This is a genomic window from Bifidobacterium ruminantium DSM 6489 (genome assembly GCF_000770925.1).
In the GTDB taxonomy this organism is placed as follows: domain Bacteria; phylum Actinomycetota; class Actinomycetes; order Actinomycetales; family Bifidobacteriaceae; genus Bifidobacterium; species Bifidobacterium ruminantium.
The window spans coordinates 51,566-74,633 of sequence record NZ_JDTK01000012.1 but is presented as its reverse complement, the minus strand read 5'-3'; the positions used below and the strand labels follow the sequence as shown (position 1 = coordinate 74,633).

Here is a 23,068-nt window from a genome sequence, read left to right as displayed (position 1 = left end):
ATATACGCGGCTACATTTGCTGCGACTTGCGTGCTGTATAACTATATTGGGTGGCATCTTTTTTATATATTTCTGCTATTGGTCTTCCCTGGCTATGTGATCATCCCTTCTGTTGCCCTGCTGCTAACGCGAAAGGTCCGAGTCCTACGGAATCCCCTGTGGCTTGTCAGTACTGCCAATGCCGCACATGCTGCATCGATCGCGGAATCAGACGTGTTATCCTTATGGGCCGAAGACCAAACCGCAAACATCTTCTGCCAATCGACACCGCGGAATGCGCTTACTGCCGCCGCCTTTGCGACAAATCCACGCTTCCCCCATTGGTATCGGTCATGAACTGTCGCCACGAGCCGATATAGCGATCCAGCGCCTTGATGATCGCAGACGCTGTAGCATCCTGTTCGAGGGGTGCGGCATCCGTTCTGCGGAAACTTTCGGCTGATACCGACCATTCGATAGTTGAACCATTTCCTCCATCACGCAGGTAATCCTTGGACAGGTAGTTCAGCATGCATCGCCATGTCGGAACCGTCACCCAAATTCCAGTGGTTCCAGTGGTTCCACTGGGCACATAGTCCTGCCCCACCTTTCCTTGACCACGCAGTTCATCATGTAGCCGGTGGTGAGCCACTGCACGGTCGCCGCGTCGATGCCGAATTCCGGCGGCGTATGTTCGTGCGCTCGAATGTGGTGGATGATGCGGCCATGATATTCCTTTCTTCCTGCTCGTGTGATGCTCCCCATCGCCACCGATACGGGCGACGATGGAATCCTGGTCGTCCGGCACGGCGTTTCGGCGGAGCGGAAAGTCGTGCGGTGGGACATGTCTAAAAGATGGGACGGTTTCCCGCCGTGCTCGCGCCAGGACATTGGTCCTTGGTGCCGGCGACCGCGGCAGCAAGGCTTCCGTGATTCGTTTGGCGGTCTGGCAGGCGTCGAGCAGGATGCCAATCGTGTTGGAGGTCGGTGTGCCGTGGCCGTCGTCCGGCACGCTGAAGTCCGGTGTGTCGGCGTTGTGGACGTTGCGCTCCGCGGGTTTGCTCATGATGCCTCGATATTGGTTATCTTGGATAATTACCTCGCATAACTAATGGGAAGCGCTCTGGACAACCACAGGATGGTGGGCGGAAGTTATGAATCATACCGTCATGCGGACGGGAACGGTTTACGCAATATCCGGCGGTTAGAATATGCGGCGGAAACACAATCGAAGCGCTTGGCGTGAAGCCAGGGGGAGGATACTATGGCCGAGATCACATGGAAGTCGATTCTCACCAAACTGGTTGGGGGAGACCACTTAAGCGCCGAGGAATCCGAGTGGTTCGTCGATGACCTCATGAACGGCAACGCCAATCCGGCCGCCGTCGGCGCGGTGCTCGCCACCCAGCAGCAGCTGGGATTGACTCCCGATGAAGTCCGCGGCGCGGCGAAGGCCATGGTCGCCCACGCCATCCCGCTGCATATCGAAGGCGAGACCACCGATATCGTCGGCACCGGCGGAGACGGCGCATCCACGGTGAACCTGTCGTCCATGGGCGCGATCGTTGCCGCCGCTGCGGGCGTCAAAATCGTCAAACACGGCAATCGCGCCGCCTCGTCCAAGTGCGGCACCGCCGATTGCTTCGAAGCGTTGGGACTGCCGTTGGATTTGACGCCGGAACAGGTGGCTGAAGTCGGTAACGAATGCGGCATCGCGTTCGCGTTCGCACGCACCTTCCATCCGGCGATGCGTTTCGTCGGACCGATTCGCGCCGCGCTCGGCGTGCCATGCGTGTTCAATGTGCTTGGTCCTCTGACCAACCCCGCGAGCCCGAAGCATATGGCCGTTGGCTGCGCCAATCGCAAGATGAGCCCGATTATGGCCGCCGTGTATGCGGCGAACGGCCAGACTGGCATGGTCTACACCTCCAGCGAGGGACTCGACGAGATGGCTCCGACCGGGCCGGTCTCCATCTGGGAGTTCAAGGATGGCAAGGTCGTCGAAAACGAATTTGACCCGACCGTCGAACTTGGTCTCGCCAAGATTAACGTTTCCGACCTGAAAGGTGGAGAACCCGAGCTCAACGCACGACTGGCACGTGATTTCTTCGCGGGCAAGGATGTGCCGTTCCGCACCACCGCCCTGTTGAACGCCGCATCCGCCATCGTGGCCGACGGGCATCAGGTACCGGCCGATGCCAGCTTGGCCGAACGCTTCAAGGCGGCTTATGCCATTGCCGAGCAGACCGTCGATTCCGGCAAGGCAACGGCGCTGCTCGATAAGTGGATTGCGACCGCCCAGGCTGCGAAAGCCTGAATCCGCGCGTATATAGCGCTTGTACAGACATGTGAAGACCCCGACACTGATGGAATGACAGTGTCGGGGCCTTCACATTGCATCGTCCGATATGACTGTAGCCAGGCCGCATATGGGAGCCGTCATCAGACGCGCGCACCATCATCGAATTCGTCCGTGCGTGTCTGGGAATGTCCCTTATGCTGCACAATGAGTCCGGCGGCGCCGATCAGCGCGCACAGACCGAAGATGGACCCTAGGATCGAAGCCAGCGCTGGCATGAACACCGAAGCGATGATGCCGATGACACCGGCGACCAGCAATACCCAGAAGACAAGCTTCGACAATTTCACAGGGCCGATTTTGGGGTTCGGTGGCACGAAATCCTCACCATAACGGTCCATGACCCGGTCAGTATCAAGCCAGCTTGAACCGGTGAAATCACGTGGACCGCGGCCGGTTGACGGCATGTCGCCGACGAATGTGCCTTGATCCAGATCGTTGACGGACAGCAGGGCCTCTTTTTCCTGACGTTGCGCGTGTTTTTCGAAACGTTTCGCACTGCGCGAGCGTTCCACGGCCTTCAGGTCATCGGCGTGCGAATTCGCGAATTCGGCCCAAGCCGCATCCAGATTGTCGGATGGCGAGACGCCGCCATCCGACTCATCGTTTGGGCGTTCTTCATCGTCGTTGGTATTGTTGAGGTCAGTCATACTTATACTCTAATCGGGCGGGTGCCAATCCGTTGGGAGGAACGTGAAGAATGCTCTACTGGTTTTTCGTCAAAGGTCTGGGTCCGATCGCCATCCATCGTCTGGGGCCGACCGCGCAGGGACTTGAGAACATTCCGCGTGAGGGCGGCGCCATCATCGCGGCCAATCACCTCGCCGTCATCGACGATGCCCTGCTGCCGCTGACCTGCCCGCGCATGATTCATTTCATGGGCAAGGCCGAGTATTTCGAAGGCAAGGGCATTAAAGGCAAGTTCAAGAAGTGGTGGTTCACTTCCGTCGGCGTGTTCCCCGTGGACCGTTCCGGCGGCTCCAAATCGCTTGGAGCGCTGAACCATGCCCGTGAGATCATCGAGGACGGACATCTGTTCGGCATCCACATCGAAGGCACGCGCAGTCCGGACGGGCGTCTTTACAAAGGGCATACCGGCGCGGCACGATTGGCGTTCGAAACCGGATGTCCGATCGTTCCGGCCGCCATCATCGGCTCCCGTGAACTACAGAAGCCGGGACAGGTCATTCCGAACAAAGGCAAATCCACGGTGATCTATGGCAAGCCGATTGAAGTCGAGAAGAAGCCGGTGGATGAGATTACCCATGACGACCTGCGTTCGCTCACCGACCGTGTGACTCGCGAGATTCAGAAGATGAGCGGCCAGGAATACGTCGACGAGTACGCGCAGAAGGTCAAGGCCGAGCTCAAGGCCCGACAGGAGGCCGAAGCGCAGGCTGGAGCGAAGGACGATCAGCCCGAGAACGGCAACAAGTAGATTCCTTCCGCATATGGTGATGGGGGTGTTCCGGAAACGTCGGAACACCCCCATCACCATATGCGGTGGTTGTCTCGTGCCGTGGAATGCGCTGGCTTTCAGAACAATGACGAATACATCTTCAAAGTGATGGTGGTCGGCGTCCCATCCTCCTGATGCAGACGCACCTCAGTGCCGCCTACGGGATCTTGGGATGCCACTTTCTTGTCCTGGCTGGAATCAAGCGTGATTTGCGAGCTGATCTTCACGCTGAATCCAAGCTTCTCCAACGCGCTCTTGGCGTCGGACGCGCGTTGTCCGACGTAATTCGGCAACGTCACGGTCTGCGGCCCCTTCGACACCACCACTTTGACGGCATCGCCCCAATGCAATTCGTCGCCGGCCTTTGCGGAGGCGGAAATCACCTGTCCCTGCGGGATCTTGTCATCGAACTGCTCGGACCAGTCGACAGTGAGCTTGAGCCCGTCCAACGCCTGCTGAGCCTCGTCCTTCGACTCGCCGACGACATTCGGCATGACGACAGGCTTCGGTCCTTGGGACAGGGTGACCGTGATCTTCGTATTATGGGGCAGTGTGGCGCCAGGGTTGACACTGAGGGCCAGCAACGCTCCCTGGGGAACATCCATGGAATATGTGTCATCGCTGTCCGGCGTCCGCTCAATATCGTCGAAGCCGGCCCTTTCCAGCGCCTTGACAGGATCCTTGCCATTTGCGCTGCCGGTGTCGAGTATATCGGCGGGAACAGTGGCCTGTTTGACACCCTTCGACACGACCACCCTCACCTTCTGATGACGTCGTTTGCTCACATGCGATCCGACGTTCGCCGGATCGGTGGAGACGATGTCTCCCGCGGAGACGGAATCGCTGTAGACCTCGGTCGTTTCGTATTCGATGTTGGCGAACTTCAGCAGCTCCTCGTAGGAGCTCCACTTGACGTTGGAGATACGGCAGGTCTTTGAAGTCGTGCATGACAGGTCAGCCGGTTGAGGCAAAGTCCAATAACTGCCCGGACCTTGGAAATACCACCACGCATAGCCACCGCCACCGGCGCAGACGAGCGCAGCCGCCGTTATGCACGCGATAATCACGGGGGTGTGTTTGCGGTTGCGTCCCTGCTGCTTGCTGTCGCCCTTTTCCGCGACTCCGGTCGGGGATTCGTGCCCGCCCAAAGACAGACGGGCGGTCGCCTCCGGGTCGCTCTGCGATTGTTCCGCCGGCATGATGCTGGTGGCATTCGGCGCGGTCTCCCCAAGAGGACGTGTGCGGTCATCGGATTGATCCGTAGGTGGGACGGGCGGAGCGGGAGGAACCATGCCCGGATCGCCGACTACGGTTGAGACGTCGGTTCCTGCGGGCAGACGATACTGCCAATCGTCAATCGTGAGTCCCGTTTGCAATCGCTGTAGCTCTTCAAGTGCCGCGGAGGCGTCCCGGGGACGTTCCTCCGGTGCGCGCGTGGTGAGTCTTGCGATGAATGCCGCCACATCGGCGTTGATGCCGGAACAGACGGTCGAGACGTCCGGCACATCCTCATGCACGTGCTTGAACACCAACGTCACTGGATTGTCGGCGTTGAAGGGAACCTTGCCGGTCAGCATCTCCCAAGCCATGATGCCCACGGAATAGAGGTCACCTTGAGGAATCGCCCGGTTGCTTTCGATCATTTCCGGCGCCAGATACGAGGCCGTGCCCAACAACATGCCCGTGGATGACAACGTGGCCTGCGAAACGGCCTTGGCTAAGCCGAAATCGGTGATCTGCACATGCCCTCGGTCGTTGAGCAGGATGTTCTCCGGTTTGATGTCACGGTGCACCAGGCCCGCACGATGAGCCGACGCCAAACCATCCAGCGTTTCCCCGACAATCCGGAGCGTCTCGCGTACGCTGAAGGTGACCTGCTGGTTCATTTCGTAACGCAGGTTCACGCCATGGACGTATTCCATGACGAGATAATCCAATCCATCGAATTCGCCGGTGTCGTAGACCTGCACGATGTGCGGATTGGCTATCGCAGCCGCGGAACGGGCCTCACGTCGGAAACGTTCCACAAACTGATCGCGCTTCGGCCCCTGCGCCAGCTGCGTATGCATGATTTTTATGGCGACGGTGCGTTCCAGCCGTTCGTCGATGGCCTGATACACCGTGGCCATGCCACCGTCGGCGATTCTGCTGATAACCCGGTACCGGTCTTCTATGACCTGGCCTACGGGGTCATGTGGGGCTTCATTCATGGTTGATCGGTACGGTTCCTTCTCAAAAACGTCTTGTCGAACAATCTTCAATCCGTAGTCTACAAGCAGGGGTCAAGCAGGAACCCCACGAAACGTGCGACGGACTCGGGTCTTTTACATGTTCCGGCGATCCCCGATGCTGATTCCAGATCTATCCACGGACGATGGGCACGAAGCGTGCGCAGGCCTCGACGAGCATATCCTTACGTTGACGGGGCAGATTGAGCGATTCGATGGCTTTCCTCGATTCGCTCCACAGCTCCGTTATCCTCTCCTTGGAACGTTCGATCGCACCGGTGGATTCGAAAAGCTCGATGGCGCGCGCGACCTGTTCCTCGTTGCGGGAGCTGGACTCCCACATACTGATGAGTTCTCGTCTTTCCTTTTCGTCGGCTGCATCGATGGCATCGGCGAGCAGCACCGTGCGTTTGCCTTCCCGGATGTCGCCGCCGATTGGTTTGCCGGTATTGCGGCTCGAGCCGATAACGTCCAGAAGGTCGTCGGCAAGTTGGAACGCCAAGCCAAGAGGCAGACCGATCGCCAAGGCGCAGTCGCGCGCGGTACCGGCATCGTCGCCGGCTGCGAGCATACCGAATTCCAATGGCGCGATGGTGGTGTAGCTGGCGGTCTTCCAGCGGAACACGTTCAGCGACGCGGCCGCCAACTCGGCGGGATTGTCCAAGGAATTGAGCTCCACGGCCAAATCAAGCACCTGGCCGATCTCCACCTCGCGATGCATATTCAGAAAAGCCGACACCACGGCCGTTCCGGAACCAAGACGGGACGCCGCCTTGTCCGCGATGTCCACGCTTGCGGTGGCCAGCATGTCGCCCAGCATGATGCCCAGCCCGTTGCCGATGGCATCACTGTGCGTGTCCATGGACAGAGCGCGATGGGCGGATGGCTTGCCACGCCGAAGGTCGGAATCATCGATGATATCGTCGTGCACCAACGCTCCGGTCTGGAACACTTCGATAGCACAGGCCAGATCAAGCACCGCATCCATGTCTCGTTCCAGCACTTCCCGCGGTGCGAACGCACGGAACGCATCCAACGTCAGCAGCGCGCGCAGCCGCTTGCCGCCCTCGCTTGACGTGACCGCCTGCCGGGCGACCGCGTCGGCGATGGGCCTGCAGGAATTGGCGACCGCGTCATCCGCGTGAAGGAACGAAAAATCCCTTACCAACGATAATGTGCGCGTCTCAATCTGTTCCAAATCGGAGGAGCTAGTCATACATCAAAGTTATCCACATGCGTCCGACAAGAACGGAATGCAGTAATTGCAATGGATGGAGCGTTTTGGCACGTTTCATGACACGCCGATGGGCGCGTTCTCCGACCACAGGGGCCGAAAACACGGCCCGCGCATCGGCGGATGTCGCATAGTACTCCGGAAAGCGGTCGCGCACGGCGTCCGCGCCAACTATGCCAAGGAGAACGAAATGATGAACATGATCGACGAGACGACGCCGATACCTGCCACGGAAATGGATCAGCTTGGCGAATGGCTGACGGAAGATTGCAAATCGCGGGGAATGGAGGAAACGATACGCGCATTCCTAGGGGAGCCATTCGGACGATGGATGGACTTCCTTGCCGATTCGCCGTCCGGCGTCGACGGTCCGGAAGGCGCTCGCGGACTGTCCAGGAGCGATATACTGGCGATTGCCGTCGCCCTGGAACGGGCGATGTCGGTCCGCGACGCATTGCTGGTGTCCATCGTCGCGGGGGAGGACCGTTCTCCGCGTGGGTTCCTGATGGACTTCATGACCAATCCGATGCATCCCGATAATTCACGTCGACTGGAGGAAATACTCAAGGATTCGTTCCGGAACGTTTCGGCGACTCCCGACGACGCACGCTGCGACAGCGGCGTCACCATGATGTTCGACATCATCGAGATGGTACCCGAACGCTATCAGGTTCAGCCGCTGGCTGTAATCAGCTACGTATTGTGGTGGATGGGTGACGAGCGCGCCATGCTGTGCGCCCTGAGAGCGCTCGCGTTGGATGAGGACTGTTCGCTTGCCGCGATCGTCTGCTCCGCCGTGCACCGTCATATCGGCCCGGCATGGACTTCGGAAACATAAGCAACACGCCGAACGGAAGCGACGCTGATGCGCGGTGGGCTCAACATGCGGGAATAATCGTCCTTGCAAGATGGTTTACTCACATAGTTGACGATTTGCCCTTGCCAGAAGTGGGTCCATATGGTATACACTTCCGGCGGGATCAGTAGGAGGATAAGTTTGGCCACCAAGGAAACGACGGCAAGCACGGAACAGACTGATCTGACCGAAAAGACCACCTCCACGAAGAAGGCCGCCACGCGCAAGACCGCTACGAAGAGGAGCGCGGCGAAGAAGACCACCGCCAAGACGTCGCGCAAGGCTACCGCGAAGAAGGCCTCCAAGGTCAAGAAGGGTCACGAGGAGGATCTGATCGATGAGGTTCCTGAGGACGAGGACGGCCCCGCCGAGGATGCCGATCTCGACGATTTCGACGATGACCTCGATGACGTGGACTCGGCAGACGATGACGACGATGATCTCGATGAGGATGATGACCTCGACGAGGATGACTCCGAATCGGATGACGACGAGGACAATAAACGCAAAAAGCCGGAGGAGCCTAAGGAAAAGGGCGCTTTCGTGGTTCGTGACGATGACGATGACGACAATCTGACGCCGTCGGGCAATCCGAAGCGTCGTGTGATCGCTGCCGGCGCCACTGCCGATCCGGTCAAAGACTATCTGAAGCAGATTGGCCGCGTGAACCTGCTGAACGCCGAGCAAGAGGTCGACCTGTCCGAGCGCATCGAAGCCGGCTTGTACGCCCAGCATCTGCTGGACACGGAATCCGACAAGATGGACTTCAAGCGCAAGCGCGAGCTCAAGTGGGCCGCGAACGATGGCAAACGAGCCAAGGATCATCTGCTGGAGGCGAACCTCCGACTCGTGGTTTCTCTGGCCAAGCGTTATACGGGACGTGGCATGCTGTTCCTTGACCTGATTCAGGAAGGCAATCTTGGCCTGATTCGCGCCGTCGAGAAATTCGACTGGAAGAAGGGCTTCAAGTTCTCCACGTACGCCACGTGGTGGATCCGCCAGGCCATCACCCGCGCCATGGCCGACCAGGCCCGCACCATCCGCGTGCCGGTGCACATGGTCGAGGTCATCAACAAGCTGTCCCGCGTGCAGCGCCAGATGCTTCAGGACCTCGGTCGCGAACCTACGCCGGACGAACTGGCCCGTGAGCTCGACATGCCGGTCGAGAAGGTGCAGGAAGTGCAGAAGTACGGGCGTGAGCCGATTTCCCTGCACACCCCGCTTGGCGAAGATGGCGATTCCGAGTTCGGTGATCTGATCGAAGACACCGACGCCATCGCACCGTCCGATGCCGTCGCCTTCTCGCTGTTGCAGGAGCAGTTCAAGCAGGTGCTTGAGACCCTATCCCCCCGTGAGGCAGGCGTCATCAAGATGCGTTACGGCCTGGAGGATGGCCAGCCCAAGACGCTGGATGACATCGGCCGCGTATACGGCGTGACCCGAGAGCGCATCCGTCAGATCGAATCGAAGACCATGTCCAAGTTGCGTCACCCGTCCCGTTCACAGACGTTGCGTGACTTCTTGGATCAGTGATCGAACGTGAATGAGCGAAGTCGAGAGACCGGCGTGAATGCGGGTCTCTCGACTTCTTCCGTCTGGAGACGCGATAATTGAAAGGGAACATGGCAAAGGATAATTACGGAGCGAAGAGCCTCACCGTGCTCGAAGGCTTGGACGCGGTGCGCAAACGTCCGGGCATGTATATCGGCACGACCGACAGTCAAGGATTAATGCACTGCCTCTGGGAGATCATCGACAATGCCGTCGATGAGGCTCTTGCGGGCGCCTGCGACCACATCATCGTGACGTTGCATGATGACGGTTCCGTCGAGGTGGCGGATAACGGGCGTGGCATTCCAGTGGATGTCGAGCCCAAAACCAAGCTCACCGGCGTGGAAGTGGTGTTGACCAAGCTGCATGCCGGCGCGAAATTCGGCAATTCCTCATATGGCGCCTCCGGTGGCCTGCATGGCGTTGGCTCGTCCGTGGTGAATGCATTGAGCTCCCGTCTCGACGTGGAAGTAGATCGTGACGGCAAAACGCATCACATGGCCTTCCACCAAGGCCATCCTGGTGTGTACTCCGACGAGGATCCCACGCATCCGTCCCCGAATTCGCCGTTCAAGAAGACGCGGAAGAACCGTCCGACCGAACTCGAGATCATCGGCAAGGTGAGCCCGAAGACTACGGGAACCCGCATCCGTTACTGGGCCGATCCCGAGATTTTCAACGACACCGCCGAATTCAGCTATGACCAGCTGATCGACCGCGTACGTCAGACCAGCTTCCTGGTACCGGGACTGAAAATCACCGTCATCGATGAAAACATTCCCGAAACCGGTGACGAAGCCGTCGATGAAATGCTGGAAGTCGATGCCGAGGACAATGCCGCAGACATGGCGCAACCGGATAGCGCAGCCACGGACGAGTCGCCCGAATCCCAGACGGGCGACGCTGACGCGCAGCCGCAGGAAAACGCTGTGCAGACCACGCGTCCGAAATACCCACACGCGCGCATCGAGGAATTCCTCCATACCGGCGGTGTGAGAGACTTCGTCGATTTTCTGTCCAAGGGCGAGGCTGTTTCGGATATCTGGCGTATCACCGGCGATGACACGTACGTCGAAGAGACGCAGGCTGTGGGCGACGACGGTGAATTGCATGCGCAAAAGGTGACCCGTGACTGCGCCGTGGACATCGCCATACGTTGGACCAACGGATACGACACCACCATGCGCAGCTTCGTCAACGTGGTGGAGACCCCCGGCGGCGGCACACATGTGGACGGCTTCCTGCAGGGCATCACCAAGCAGGTGCGCAAGGCCGTCGAGGACAATGCGCGCAAGCTCAAGGTGAATCTCAAGGATTCCAATATGAAGGTGGAGCGCGACGACATCCTAGCCGGACTGGTCGCCGTGGTCACCGTGCGTATCGCCGAGCCGCAGTTCCAAGGGCAGACCAAGGACGTGCTCGGCACCGCGCAGGTCAAGCCCATCGTCTCCAAGATGACCGACAGGCAGTTCGGCGAGATGATCACCGGCTCCAAGCGCGGATACAAGGAACAGTCCGGCCGTGTGCTGGAGAAAATCGTCGGCGAGATGCACGCCCGCGTGCAGGCCCGCAAAACCAAGGAGGTCACGCGCCGCAAGAACGCGCTCGAATCCGCCTCCATGCCACCGAAACTGTCCGACTGCCAGCCGGGAAACGACGATGTGGCCGAATTGTTCATCGTCGAGGGCGATTCCGCGCTTGGCACCGCCAAGGCTGCCCGCAATTCCGGATTCCAGGCGCTGCTGCCGATCCGAGGCAAGATCCTCAACGTGCAGAAGGCGTCGCTCGCGCAGATGCTGTCCAACAAGGAATGCGCGGCCATCATCCAGGTGGTTGGCGCTGGTTCCGGAGCGAGCTTCGATATCGAGCAGGCCCGGTACAACAAGATCATCATGATGACCGATGCCGACGTCGACGGTGCGCATATTCGCATCCTGCTGCTGACGCTGTTCTACCGGTACATGCGGCCGCTCATCGAATACGGCCACGTTTATGCGGCCGTGCCGCCGCTGCATCGCATAGCGTTGACGGGCGTGCACAAGGGCGAGTTCATCTACACGTATTCCGATGACGAGCTGGCGGGCAAGCTTGCCGAGCTCGACAGAAAACACATCGGTTACAACGAGGACATCCAGCGGTACAAGGGTTTGGGTGAGATGGACGCCGACCAGTTGGCCGACACCACCATGGATCCGCGCACCCGCATGCTGCGCCGCATCCGCATGGAGGACGCCGAACAGGCCAGCCACATCTTCAGCCTGCTCATGGGCGATGACGTGCCGCCGCGCAAGGCATTCATCGTGGAGAACGCGGACGATTTCGACCGTTCGAAGATCGACACCTGATCTTGATTGCATGGGAGGTAGGTTCCGTTCCGTCGAAACCCGCCTTCCGCATTTTTTGCCGGAACCAACGCCTGCTCGCTTCTTGGAACAGGACCGAAAACAAGACCGAATCATGCTTCGACCGGAATCAGACGTTGAATCGGTGCCGCAAATCGCTAGTTACCGTTTGGTAGGTAACTGCGGGTAAACTGTATGACGAATTCGGACCATCGCGTCCATGGAACCATCAAAGGAGCTGATTCATGGCTAATCTGCTGCTTGCCGTGATTTATGTGGCTTTCATCAGTCTGGGCTTGCCGGATGCCGTGCTCGGGGCCGCCTGGCCGACGATGGGCACCGATTTGAATGCGCCTGTTTCCTGGGAGGGTGGCATTTCCATGACCATTTCGGCGGGCACCATTGTGTCCGCGTTGCTGTCCGATCGAATGACTCTGCGATTCGGCGCGGGCAAGGTCACTGTGGTATCCGTGGCATTGACGGCGTTCGCTTTGTTCGGTTTCTCGATCGCGCCGAATTACTGGATGCTGCTGTTGTTCGCGATTCCTTATGGATTGGGAGCAGGCGGCGTCGACGCCGCGTTGAACAACTATGTCGCGATCCACTATGAAAGCCGTCACATGAGCTGGCTGCACGCCATGTGGGGATTGGGCACGCTGCTTGGCCCGTACATCATGGCGTATGCATTGGGCGCGGGTCAAGGCTGGTCGTGGGGATACCGGTACATCTCCATCCTGCAGATAGCGCTTACCGCGGTACTGGTTTTCAGCCTGCCACTGTGGAAGACACGCACCGCACAAGACACCGAAGAGACAACTGAGGGTGACGGGCCGCGTAAGCCGCTCGGTATCCGTGGCGTGCTCGCGATTCGTGGCGCACGCGAGATCCTCGTCATGTTCTTCTGCTATTGCGCGCTTGAATCCACCGCCATGCTGTGGGCCAGCAGCTATATGGTGCTCGGCAAGGGCATCGATAAGACCACGGCCGCCATGTGGGGAAGCCTGTTCTGTATCGGCATCACCGTCGGGCGTCTCGCAAGCGGATTCCTCACCATGAGATTGAGCGATCCGTCTATGATCCGCCTCGGTCAGGCCCTGGTATTGACGGGTGTCATCATCATGCTGCTGCCGCTGCCGCATCACATCGGCACCATCGCGGGACTGATGGTCATCGGCCTGGGATGCGCGCCGATCTATCCATGCGTCATCCACTCCACGCCGACCTATTTCGGCAAGGACAAGTCCCAGGCCATCGTCGGCATGCAGATGGCATTCGCCTATGTGGGGTCGATGTGCATGCCTCCGGTGTTCGGCCTGATTGCCCAGCACATCTCCGTCAACCTGTTCCCGTGGTATCTCGTGGCGTTCCTGGTGCTCATGGTGGTCATGCACGAAACGTTGCGCAAAAAGTGTGGTGGCCAGGTCACGGCCTGAACGTCAGAACATCCACGTCGCCGGATTGTCCGGCGAATAGGCGCTGCCGAAACCGTGCGCGGCATTGTATGTGCCGCACACCCAATCCGGATTGCTGAAGCCAAGCGTCACATACCAGACCATGACGAGCGCGGCGAGTGTCGCCATGAGCGGAAGACGTGCCGTGAACATGCGGATCGCGCACAGCGCGATGGCGATTGCCAGCAATACGATGAACGTCAGTGAGGCGTAGCGCAGCCAGGTTAGACCGTACGCTCCGATGTACAGGCCCAGTCGAAGGGCCGCCGAGGCCAGCATGACGGCGGTCACGGCCAGCAGCCCGCCCAGCGTGGCGTTCAGCCAAGGCGTGTGTGGGGTGGATGTGAGAGCGATGCCGAAGATGGCCAGATTGATGGCGGCCACCGTCAGCAGCTGGAAGAAACCGTCCCGCGCATACTCGCTATAGGTCAGTCCGTCCGGGAGTGAGATCAAGCCGTCCGTCAAAGCTCCGGCGAACAGGAAACGCAATTGCACCGCGCAGAACAGCGTGTATACGACCAGCATCATCGAGAGCACGGTGATCGTCATCGTCGAACTCAGGGCGATATGACGGGGCTCTGACGGCTCTTTGGTTTCGATATCGAGGCTAAGAAGCAGGGAGCATAGGAACGGCCAGGGCACAATGACGATCAGTGTGTGGATCGTAATCGCCGTAAGGTCGGGATGTCCGATGGCGGCTGTCAGTTCGTAGCGGAATATCTGGTCCGCGCTGGTCAGCAAGGGGATGATGGCCAGCAGCAGCGGTATCGAGACCAATACCGCCATACCGATCTCACGGGCCTTCGAGCGTTTGTTGGACGAAGCGGCGGAACGGGCCAGGATGGTAAACGACCCGAAGACGCGCCCCAGATTGGAAAACGGCTGTATGAGCCAGCCGGTGAGCCAATCGCGTGCCACTTGGGACGGATGCCATATGCTGTATCGGCCGTTGACCAGCTGGCAGTGCAGCATCAGCAGCATGGGTTGCGCAAGGAATGTGGTCAGCGAGTAATCGATGTTCCCGCTATACGGAGTGGCGCTGACGGAAAGCATGTTCCATACGCTCAACGCGGTGATCGTGCCGGCCACAAGCCACGTGTACGGACGCTTGCGCACGCTCGTCCAGTGGAGCGCGGTGACGAGCGCAAGGCATAGCAGCCAGAACAACGGCAGGGCATATCCGTATATGCATTCGGGAAGCGTGGAACTGCAGACGAACCGGTCGAAGACGAAGGTGATGGCGAGCGCCGTGGCCAGGGTCGCGATGGTGCGCCGCCTCGTCCGTCGGGATGCCGGATGCTGCTGTTCGATGGCGGCACGTGTGGCCGGTTGCGGCGCCGGTGTCTGTTGGGTGTTCATGGCATTCCTTTCGATTGATGGATCAATGGAACTATCGTCATGGTAAGCTATCGAAAAACGATAGAAACATATCGAAATTTATTTTTTCACGGAATTTGCATATTGAAAAACGATAGGTTATTATCGTTTTTCGTGAATTGCGTTTTATCTATGAAGGAGGTCTCACATGTGTGCGCGGAATGATTCGATGGACGATCCGGAACGAGGATCGGCGGTGATTGTGGCGTTGCGGGTGCTGGTCGTGCTGTTCGCGCTGTGCGGGCTGGCTCTACAGGTCGGCGCGCTCGTGGCGGGCGTGGTCGTCTCCATCGATTGCATACACGCGGATGTGGCGCATTGGCTCTACGTGATCGGATTCGTGCTGATGGTGGCCTGTTTCGAGGCGGCTTTGGTGCCGTTGTGGAGACTGCTGACATTGGCTCGTCGACGTGACGTGTTCTCCGGAAAAGCCGTCCGTCTGGTCGACGGCATACTCGGATGCGCCGGGGTGGAAGGTGTTCTGGTCGTCCTGGCGATGCTTTCCCAGGCCTGGCTGTCGCCATCCCTGTTCCTGTCGAAGCTGCTTGGGCTGGAAACCGATCTGGTCCGTTTCGCGGTCGTGGGTGGCGGTCTGGTGGCTCTGCTGCTCATAGCGGCGTTCATGCTGCTCATGCTGGTGATGCGCTCGCTGCTGCGGCAGGCCATCGAACAGCGCGATGAACTGTCGGCGGTGATCTGACATGGCGATCCGTGTGAATCTCGATGTGATGCTGGCTAAACGCAAGATGGGCGTGAATGAGTTGGCCGATGCGATTGGCATCACGCCCGCCAATGTGTCGGTGCTGAAGAACGGCCGTGCCAAGGCGATCCGTTTCTCCACGCTTGACGCGATATGCTCCGTGCTTGACTGTCAGCCCGGCGATGTGCTCGAATGGGTTGATGACGCCGATTGACGGTTGGCATGTCTGAAGGCGATGCCATAATCGAACGTATGTACGAATGTTTGGACTTGTTTTCCGAAGCGACCAGAACGTGGTTCAGGCATGCGTTCGACCATCCGACCGAAGCGCAGCGGCAGGCCTGGCCCGCCATCCAAGCCGGTGAGAACGTTCTGGTGGTGGCTCCCACCGGCTCGGGCAAAACGCTGTGCGCGTTCCTTTCCGCAATCGACCGGCTGATGTCCGGAAAAGAACGCCAGCCAGCCCAATCATCCAAAAGCGGCAAGCCGGCCGATGGTGTCAAAGTGCTGTACGTCTCGCCCCTGAAGGCGCTGGGCGCGGATGTCGCGAAAAACCTGCAGGCTCCATTGGACGGCATCTCCAAACAGTGCGAGACGATGGGAATCCCCGCTCCGAATGTCAGCGTGGCCATGCGCAGCGGAGACACCACGCCACAGGAGCGTCGCCGAATCGTCAGCCATCCGCCGGACATCCTCGTCACCACACCCGAATCGTTGTTCCTGATGCTCACCTCCCAGGCACGCCGGATACTCTCCACCGTCGAAACCGTCATCGTGGACGAAATCCATGCCGTGGCGGGAACCAAGCGCGGCGCGCATCTGGCGCTCAGCCTTGAACGGCTTGACGAGCTGACCGAAAAGCCTGCGCAACGCATAGGACTGTCGGCCACCGTCAATCCTGTGGAGGAAGTGGCCCGTTTCCTCGGTGGTTCAAAACCGGTGCGCATCGTGCGTCCGCAATCCCGTCCGGATATGGAAATCAAGGTCGTAGAGCCGCTCGCCGACATGCTCGACACCAGCGCCACCGGAGGATCGGTATGGCCGGCCATCGAGCGCAGCGTGCTCGATGAGGTGCTTGCCCACCGCACCACCCTTGTGTTCGTCAACTCGAGAGGACTTGCCGAAAAGCTCACCGCACGGCTCAACGACCTCTATACGCAATCCCGTGACGGTTCCATTCCCCAATACCAGGACATGGGCTCGCCCGAGGGGCGCGAGCATTTCGCCAGACACTACGATTCCGTGGTCGGCTCCACCACCATGCTGGTCGAGTCGCATGAGGATGCCGACGCGATCGCCATGGCCCACCATGGTTCGGTCTCCAAGGATCGCCGCAAGCAGGTCGAGGAGCAGCTCAAACGCGGACAATTGCGTTGCGTGGTGGCCACATCCAGTCTCGAACTCGGCATCGATATGGGATCGGTGGACCTGGTCATCCAGATCGCCCCTCCGCTGTCGGTGTCATCGGGCCTGCAGCGCGTCGGACGCGCCGACCACAAGGTCGGGGGAGTGTCGCACGCGTTGTTCTACCCGGTCACGCGCCAGCAGATCATCGGCATGGTGGCCAGCGTCGAAAGCATGCGGTCGGGAGACCTCGAACCATTGCGCATCATCAGCAATCCATTGGACGTGCTCGCCCAGCAGACGGTCGCTGCCGCGGCGATGCACGACCTCAAACCGGACGAATGGTATGCCGTGGTACGCAGATCCGCGCCATTCCGCAATCTTGAACGTTCCATGTTCGACGCCACCATGGGCATGATGACCGGCGCCTACAACAGCGAAGACTTCTCCGCATTCCGCCCTCCTCTGCAATGCGACGAGGAATCGGGGCTCATCACCGCCAGACCCGGCGCAGCGCGTCTCGCCGTCACCAGCGGCGGCACCATTCCCGACCGCGGCATGTACACCGTCGTGCTCCCCGAAGAAGGCTCCGGTCCGGGGCCGCGCAAAGTGGGGGAGCTGGACGAGGAGATGGTTTACGAATCCCGGGTCGGGGACGTCATCACCTTGGGCACTTCGACATGGCAGATCCAGGAAATCACCCACGACCGCGTCGTGGTGCTGCCGGCCCCCGGACGCACGGCTCGACTACCGTTCTGGCATGGCGACCAGGACGGGCGCGACTATCATTTCGGCATGACGGAAGGACGCCTCGTCCGCGAACTAAGCCGTGAACTGTCCGCTGGAACGGGTGAATCGGCCGGCAAACCGAAATTCACCGCATCGGCGGAGCGGCGGCTGCGGGATGACGGACTCGACGACAACGCCATCGGCAACTTGGTCGCATTGCTGGCCGAACAGCGCGAATCGGCCGGCATCGTGCCCAACGATCGTGAGCTCGTCGTGGAACGCAGCCGGGAGGACGACGGCGACTGGCGCATCATCGTGCATTCCCCGTTCGGCAGACGCGTGCACGAGCCGTGGGCCATGGCCATCACCACACGTCTGAAGCAACGTTACGGCTTCGACGGACAGGTGCATGCGGCCGACGACGGCATCATCCTGCGTCTGCCGGACGGATACGCCGACATGCGGGCGCGTGACCTGATATTGTTCGACTGCGACGAGCTGCAGCACATCGTGGAAACACAGATTGGCGAAAGCGTGCTATACATGGCGCGATTCCGCGAATGCGCCGCACGATCGTTGTTCCTACCGCGCACCAGACCCGGCAAACGCGTGCCGTTATGGCAGCAGCGTTTGAAAGCCGCGCAATTGCTCAACGCGGCACGCACCTGCAGGAATTTCCCACTCCTGCTGGAAACCGCACGCGAATGCCTGCAGGACGTATACGATCTGCCTGCACTGCGCCAGGTGATGGCAGGATTGAATGATGGCGTCATCGATTTGTCCGAAACGGCCACGCGGACGCCGTCACCATTCGCGGAACAGCTGCTGTTCGGATTCGTCGGATCGGTGATGTACCAGTACGACGTTCCCCAAGCCGAACGCAGTACGCAGCTGCTGTCCATGGATCCGGAAGTATTGGAGCGACTGCTGGGCGCCGCCGACATGGCTTCGCTGTTGGACCCGGACGCCATCGCGCAGGTTGAGAAGGATCTGGCCGGACGAACGTTCTGGAACGATCTGGATGAGGACGATGTCACGGGCCGAGTCACAAGATACGCCAAAACGCATGGACCGTTCACCGCGGACCAGATGATCGCACAGCTCCGGATCGACGCGGCGCGGGCGGTTCATGCCCTGGACGAGCTGAACGCCAAAGGGACATTGCTCAAAGGACGTTTCTCCGATCCGGACCAGACCACCGACCAGTGGCTCCACATCGAGGTGCTCCGCCGTATCCGATCGCTATCCCTCGCCAAAGCCCGCCGGGCCGTCAAACCGGTCGACCAGGCGGCATACCAGGCGTTCCTGTTGGATCGCCAGGGTGTCGGACCGGTGGGTGGCGCCCGATATGAAGGCGTCGACGGTCTGCTGCGCGTCATCGAACAGCTTGAAGGCGTGCCCCTCAACGCCGACGTATGGGAATCTTCGGTGTTCCCGGCACGGGTCCGCGATTACGAGCCGGGCATGCTCGACGAACTGCTCGCATCCGGAGAAGTGGTATGGGTCGGCTCCAAATTCAATGGTTCCAATGGCAAGGACGCCGGTTCCATCGCGTTTCATCCCGCCGATTCACGTTTGCTGGATGTGCCGGACGGTTCTGAACAGAACGAGTCGTCCGACACCGATGCCATGACCGTTCCGGAAGCCGTGCTCGCCGTTCTGAACGGTGGCGGAGCCTTCCCCGCTCGGCAGCTTTCCTCTATGGCGAAAACCCTATGGAAGAACCATGCCGAGATTCAGGTGAATGCCGAAACAGGGGAGATCATGTATCCCTCGTGGAACGAGGAACGGTTCGAAGAGGCGTTATGGTTCCTGATATGGCAGGGCAGGATAACGAACAGTTCGTTCATGCCCGTCCGCTCGCTGTCCCACAGGCATGGCACGGTTCGGGCTCCTCGCATGTCCGCCCGCAGACGCGTGCGGATGCGTCCTTCGATTCCCGCAACGCTTGGCGGACTATGGTCTGCGGTCAACCCGGACGGCACGGTCGGCTCCGACGATTCGACGCGCCCGTCAGGCGTCGAGGAATATGAGATCGAACTTGTCGAATCGCTTCTGGACCGATACGGCGTGCTCGCATCCCCCCTGGTGGACAAGGAACGGATTCCCGGAGGATTCTCCGGATTGTATCCGGTGCTCAAACGCATGGAGGAACATGGGCTCCTGGTCAGAGGCATGTTCGTCAAAGGCTTCGGCGCAGCCCAATTCGCCAGTCGCAACACTGTCGACGTCTTACGCGACGAGCACGCATCGCGCGGCCTGTCCTGCGTGGCGCTCGACGTGACCGATCCGGCCGTCCTGACGGGAGCCGCGATCGCATGGCCGCAACAGGAGCATCTCAAACCGGCGCGAAGAGCCGGTTCAATCATCGTGCTCGCCAAAGGCGCCCCGGTCATGTTCGCCATGCCGAAAAGCCATAAGATCGCCAGTTTCACCGATGATGAGCCGACATTGCGATCCGCCTGCGCGGAACTTGCCTATACACTGCAACGGCTTCCCAGCGGCAGCGTCAGATTCGCCGAAATGAACGGCGAATCATTGAACGCGCGCAACGATGCACGGCGTCTGCTACGCGCCGCGGGATTCGCCGACAGTCCGCAAGGCATGAAGCTATACCGCTGAACGTCATTCATACGTATTGACGCAAAAACGGGGTATCGCGCACCGATTCATACTGATGCACGACACCCCGCGATTCTCGGGAATCAGAGGTCCGCCTCAGCCGGCTACCGCGATCGGAGCGGACAATTCGGTTCCGGAACCATCACGACGCATATCGGGCTTCGGCAGCTCCACGTCGGTTCCGCCACTGGTCGAGGCATGAACCGGATATGCGCCCACAAACGCGAGAATCAGCGTGTCCTGCCCCTTGAGGAACCGCTGCGAGCGGACACCGCCAGTACCACGTCCCTTCGTCGGATACATTTCCAACGGAGTGACTTTCGCCGAACCGTTCTCCGTGCCCGGCAGCGCCTTGGAATCGCCGGCAACAGTCAATACCACGGCTCCGGAAGCGGAGAACAGGCCGTTCTCGCCCTCCTCGTAGTTCCAAGACACCTTATCCGCCGGAACGACCGCGAAAGCGGCCACCGTGCAGCCTTCCGCCAATCGGATGCCGGCCATGCCTCCGGCGGTGCGGCCCTGCGGACGCACGTTCTTCGCCTCGAACGTCAGCAGGGAGGAATCAGTGGACACGAAGACCAACCGGTCGTTGTCATTCGCCTCGGCCGCGGCGAGCACCGAGTCTCCATCCTTCAAATCGATGACGCTCCACGAATCCATGGTGGTTGGCGACTCGCGGTTCCAACGCTTGACCACACCATTGCGTGTGCCCAACGCTAGGGGAGTGGGCTGGCCTTCATCCGAAGACGGCATGGCTATCGCAGCGATGACCCGTTCCCCACGGACAGGGTCGGTGTTCTCCGTCATGCCCAGCAGCTCCTCCGCCTTCACACCGCCAGTGACTCTGACCGTCCCCTCGGAGGAAACCTTCGGCAGCTCGACCACATGGGCCAACACCAGACGGCCCGCGGACGTGATCAGACCATACGAGGAACGCGTGGAAGTGCGGAACATCGAAACGATTTGGTCGTCCTTGGCGCGGCCGGTGGAAATGGAACGGTTCTCCCAACGTTCCACCGCATCCACGGAAGTCCGCGCTATCAGACCGGTGGCGGACAGCATCACCGCGCAAGGCTCATCGTCAATCTGCAGAGCCGCGGCGGTGGCATTGTCCTCGCCGGCCTTCCTCGCAGCCTTCGCGGCCGCGGCCACATCCGCCGCAGTGGAGGATACAGTGGCCGCCGTGCGCGCCGCAGCCATCGCATTCGCGGAAACGCCATCATCGCCATGCGCCACCACCGGAGTCAGATTGCCTTCGGCATCCTCATCCAGCAGCACGGTACGGCGTGGAGTGCCGTATTTGGCCACTGCATCATCCATCTCGTCGATGACCACGCCGTCAAGCGCCTCATCGGAGGCGAGGATTCGCTCGAGCTCTTCGATGCGGTTTTTCAGATCGTCGCGCTCAGCCTCCAACTCAATGCGGCTCATCTTGGTCAGACGACGCAGACGCAGATCGAGGATGTACTGCGCCTGGATCTCATCCAGATCGAATACGGCGATGAGCTTCGTTTTCGCGGCCTCGGCGTCATCGGAGGAACGAATCACTTGAATGACCTCGTCGATGTCCACCATGGCCAGCAGCAGACCCTCCACCAGATGCAGACGCTCCAGCGCTTTTTTCCTGCGGAATTCGCTGCGGCGGCGAATCACCGTGCGGCGGTGATCCACCCACACCTGAAGCATCTCCTTGAGACCCATGGTGTGCGGACGCCCATTGACCAACGCCACGTTGTTGATGGTGAAATTGTCCTGCAACGGCGTGTGCTTGAACAGCTGGACCAACACGGCATTCGGGTCGAAACCGGTCTTGACCTCGATGACCAGACGGGTGCCGTTATGACGGTCGGTCAGATCGATGGCGCCGGAAATACCCTCCAGCTTGCGGTTCTTCACGCCTTCGGAAATACGTTCCAGCACACGTTCCGGACCAACCATGAACGGAAGCTCCGTCACCACGATCGCCTTCTTGCGCGCCGTCACATTCTCAATATGCGTGACCGACCTCGTGGTCAACGCGCCACGGCCGGTCTCATACGCCTCGCGAATGCCCTTGCGGCCCACAATCACGCCGCCACCCGGCCAATCCGGACCCGGCACGTAGCGCATCAGCTCCTCCAAAGTCGCGTCGGGATGACGCATGAGATGCTTGGCCGCGGCCACCACCTCACCAAGATTGTGCGTGGCCATGTTCGTGGCCATGCCGACGGCTATACCGGAACCGCCATTGACCAACAGGTTCGGAATCGCCGCGGGTAGAACGGTCGGCTCCTTGAGCTTGTTATCGTAATTCGGCGTGAAATCGACCGTATCCTCAGCAATATCCGCGTTCATACCCAACGCGGCCGGAGCCATGCGCGCCTCGGTATAACGCGAGGCCGCCGGACCATCATCAAGGGAACCGAAATTGCCATGGCCATCCACCAACGGCAGACGCATGGCGAATGGCTGCGCCAAACGCACCATCGCCTCGTAGATCGCGGAATCGCCGTGAGGATGGAGCTTGCCCATCACTTCGCCCACCACGCGGGCCGACTTCATATACGGACGATCCGGATTGAGATTCATCTGACCCATCTGATAGATGATGCGCCGTTGCACCGGCTTCAGACCATCCCTGGCATCAGGCAGCGCTCGGGCGTAAATCACCGAATACGCGTATTCGAGGAACGATTTGCTCATCTCCTCGTTCAGCGGCGTTTCGACGATGTTCTCCTTGACCGTACGCGGGTCGAAGGCTGGTTTTGCCGGTTTGCGGTGCGACACCATGCGGTGATTCTCCTCACGGAAAGTTTATGGTAATCAACCTAGCAATGTTACCAGCTGGTACTGCCGCG

15 protein-coding genes are annotated in these 23,068 nt (G+C 59.9%); 9 read left to right on the top strand and 6 right to left on the bottom strand.

Annotation, left to right across the window (positions count from 1 at the left end; genetic code table 11):
• Positions 1–280 precede the first annotated feature (280 nt).
• Entirely contained in the window at positions 281–1,045 is a 765-nt protein-coding gene (locus tag OU26_RS10090) for a hypothetical protein (RefSeq protein ID WP_152571335.1), read from the bottom strand.
• A 198-nt stretch (positions 1,046–1,243) separates the two neighbouring features.
• Between OU26_RS10090 and trpD the strand changes: the two genes are divergently transcribed.
• Positions 1,244–2,296 carry an anthranilate phosphoribosyltransferase gene (gene trpD, locus OU26_RS05940; RefSeq protein ID WP_026646111.1) on the top strand — a complete coding sequence of 351 codons (1,053 nt, stop codon included), beginning with the start codon at positions 1,244–1,246 and terminating at the stop codon, positions 2,294–2,296.
• Between the two features lie 125 nt (positions 2,297–2,421).
• Here trpD and OU26_RS05935 read toward each other — a convergent pair whose 3' ends face one another.
• Positions 2,422–2,988, bottom strand: coding sequence for a hypothetical protein (locus OU26_RS05935; RefSeq protein WP_026646110.1), 567 nt, complete (start codon positions 2,986–2,988; stop codon positions 2,422–2,424).
• A gap of 50 nt (positions 2,989–3,038) precedes the next feature.
• On the opposite strand from OU26_RS05935, the gene OU26_RS05930 reads away from it, so the two are divergent.
• A complete protein-coding gene (locus OU26_RS05930) occupies positions 3,039–3,776 on the top strand; it encodes a lysophospholipid acyltransferase family protein (protein ID WP_026646109.1) in 738 nt (245 codons plus the stop codon).
• A 98-nt stretch (positions 3,777–3,874) separates the two neighbouring features.
• Here OU26_RS05930 and OU26_RS05925 read toward each other — a convergent pair whose 3' ends face one another.
• Together OU26_RS05925 and OU26_RS05920 are read right to left on the bottom strand one after the other, a co-directional pair.
• Positions 3,875–6,007 (bottom strand): protein kinase domain-containing protein, encoded by a 2,133-nt coding sequence (locus OU26_RS05925; protein WP_026646108.1) that lies wholly within the window; start codon positions 6,005–6,007, stop codon positions 3,875–3,877.
• 151 nt (positions 6,008–6,158) lie between these two features.
• Positions 6,159–7,241 carry a polyprenyl synthetase family protein gene (locus tag OU26_RS05920; protein ID WP_026646107.1) on the bottom strand — a complete coding sequence of 361 codons (1,083 nt, stop codon included), beginning with the start codon at positions 7,239–7,241 and terminating at the stop codon, positions 6,159–6,161.
• Between the two features lie 208 nt (positions 7,242–7,449).
• On the opposite strand from OU26_RS05920, the gene OU26_RS05915 reads away from it, so the two are divergent.
• The 4 genes from OU26_RS05915 (at position 7,450) to OU26_RS05900 (ending at position 13,441) form a co-directional block, all read left to right on the top strand.
• Positions 7,450–8,097 (top strand): DUF4192 domain-containing protein, encoded by a 648-nt coding sequence (locus tag OU26_RS05915; RefSeq protein ID WP_237743746.1) that lies wholly within the window; start codon positions 7,450–7,452, stop codon positions 8,095–8,097.
• Positions 8,098–8,217: 120 nt separating this feature from the next.
• The gene (locus OU26_RS05910) at positions 8,218–9,648 is read left to right on the top strand and encodes an RNA polymerase sigma factor (protein ID WP_374042520.1); all 1,431 of its coding nucleotides are present in this window, start codon (positions 8,218–8,220) and stop codon (positions 9,646–9,648) included.
• Positions 9,649–9,737: 89 nt separating this feature from the next.
• On the top strand, positions 9,738–12,011 hold the full coding sequence (locus OU26_RS05905) for a DNA gyrase/topoisomerase IV subunit B (RefSeq protein WP_026646104.1): 2,274 nt from the start codon (positions 9,738–9,740) through the stop codon (positions 12,009–12,011).
• A gap of 242 nt (positions 12,012–12,253) precedes the next feature.
• On the top strand, positions 12,254–13,441 hold the full coding sequence (locus OU26_RS05900; protein WP_026646103.1) for an MFS transporter: 1,188 nt from the start codon (positions 12,254–12,256) through the stop codon (positions 13,439–13,441).
• A 3-nt stretch (positions 13,442–13,444) separates the two neighbouring features.
• Here OU26_RS05900 and OU26_RS05895 read toward each other — a convergent pair whose 3' ends face one another.
• Complete coding sequence (locus OU26_RS05895; RefSeq protein WP_051592899.1) at positions 13,445–14,818, bottom strand: DUF4153 domain-containing protein; 1,374 nt, start codon at positions 14,816–14,818, stop codon at positions 13,445–13,447.
• Between the two features lie 166 nt (positions 14,819–14,984).
• On the opposite strand from OU26_RS05895, the gene OU26_RS05890 reads away from it, so the two are divergent.
• From OU26_RS05890 to OU26_RS05880, 3 genes are read left to right on the top strand one after another with little or no spacing between them, the layout of a single operon-like run.
• Positions 14,985–15,536, top strand: a complete 552-nt coding sequence (locus OU26_RS05890) for a DUF2975 domain-containing protein (protein ID WP_229026157.1) — start codon at positions 14,985–14,987, stop codon at positions 15,534–15,536.
• Between the two features lies 1 nt (position 15,537).
• Positions 15,538–15,750, top strand: coding sequence for a helix-turn-helix domain-containing protein (locus OU26_RS05885; RefSeq protein WP_026646101.1), 213 nt, complete (start codon positions 15,538–15,540; stop codon positions 15,748–15,750).
• Positions 15,751–15,788: 38 nt separating this feature from the next.
• Positions 15,789–20,231, top strand: a complete 4,443-nt coding sequence (locus tag OU26_RS05880) for a DEAD/DEAH box helicase (RefSeq protein WP_026646100.1) — start codon at positions 15,789–15,791, stop codon at positions 20,229–20,231.
• Between the two features lie 96 nt (positions 20,232–20,327).
• Here OU26_RS05880 and OU26_RS05875 read toward each other — a convergent pair whose 3' ends face one another.
• The gene (locus OU26_RS05875; protein WP_026646099.1) at positions 20,328–23,000 is read right to left on the bottom strand and encodes a DNA gyrase/topoisomerase IV subunit A; all 2,673 of its coding nucleotides are present in this window, start codon (positions 22,998–23,000) and stop codon (positions 20,328–20,330) included.
• Positions 23,001–23,068 lie beyond the last annotated feature (68 nt).

Bases quoted from the DNA above. Each gene is read 5' to 3' on its own strand.
- OU26_RS10090 (WP_152571335.1), bottom strand. From the start codon at position 1,045: ATGAGCAAACCCGCGGAGCGCAACGTCCACAACGCCGACACACCGGAC.
- trpD (WP_026646111.1), top strand. From the start codon at position 1,244: ATGGCCGAGATCACATGGAAGTCGATTCTCACCAAACTGGTTGGGGGA.
- OU26_RS05935 (WP_026646110.1), bottom strand. From the start codon at position 2,988: ATGACTGACCTCAACAATACCAACGACGATGAAGAACGCCCAAACGAT.
- OU26_RS05930 (WP_026646109.1), top strand. From the start codon at position 3,039: ATGCTCTACTGGTTTTTCGTCAAAGGTCTGGGTCCGATCGCCATCCAT.
- OU26_RS05925 (WP_026646108.1), bottom strand. From the start codon at position 6,007: ATGAATGAAGCCCCACATGACCCCGTAGGCCAGGTCATAGAAGACCGG.
- OU26_RS05920 (WP_026646107.1), bottom strand. From the start codon at position 7,241: ATGACTAGCTCCTCCGATTTGGAACAGATTGAGACGCGCACATTATCG.
- OU26_RS05915 (WP_237743746.1), top strand. From the start codon at position 7,450: ATGATGAACATGATCGACGAGACGACGCCGATACCTGCCACGGAAATG.
- OU26_RS05910 (WP_374042520.1), top strand. From the start codon at position 8,218: ATGGTATACACTTCCGGCGGGATCAGTAGGAGGATAAGTTTGGCCACC.
- OU26_RS05905 (WP_026646104.1), top strand. From the start codon at position 9,738: ATGGCAAAGGATAATTACGGAGCGAAGAGCCTCACCGTGCTCGAAGGC.
- OU26_RS05900 (WP_026646103.1), top strand. From the start codon at position 12,254: ATGGCTAATCTGCTGCTTGCCGTGATTTATGTGGCTTTCATCAGTCTG.
- OU26_RS05895 (WP_051592899.1), bottom strand. From the start codon at position 14,818: ATGAACACCCAACAGACACCGGCGCCGCAACCGGCCACACGTGCCGCC.
- OU26_RS05890 (WP_229026157.1), top strand. From the start codon at position 14,985: ATGTGTGCGCGGAATGATTCGATGGACGATCCGGAACGAGGATCGGCG.
- OU26_RS05885 (WP_026646101.1), top strand. From the start codon at position 15,538: ATGGCGATCCGTGTGAATCTCGATGTGATGCTGGCTAAACGCAAGATG.
- OU26_RS05880 (WP_026646100.1), top strand. From the start codon at position 15,789: ATGTACGAATGTTTGGACTTGTTTTCCGAAGCGACCAGAACGTGGTTC.
- OU26_RS05875 (WP_026646099.1), bottom strand. From the start codon at position 23,000: ATGGTGTCGCACCGCAAACCGGCAAAACCAGCCTTCGACCCGCGTACG.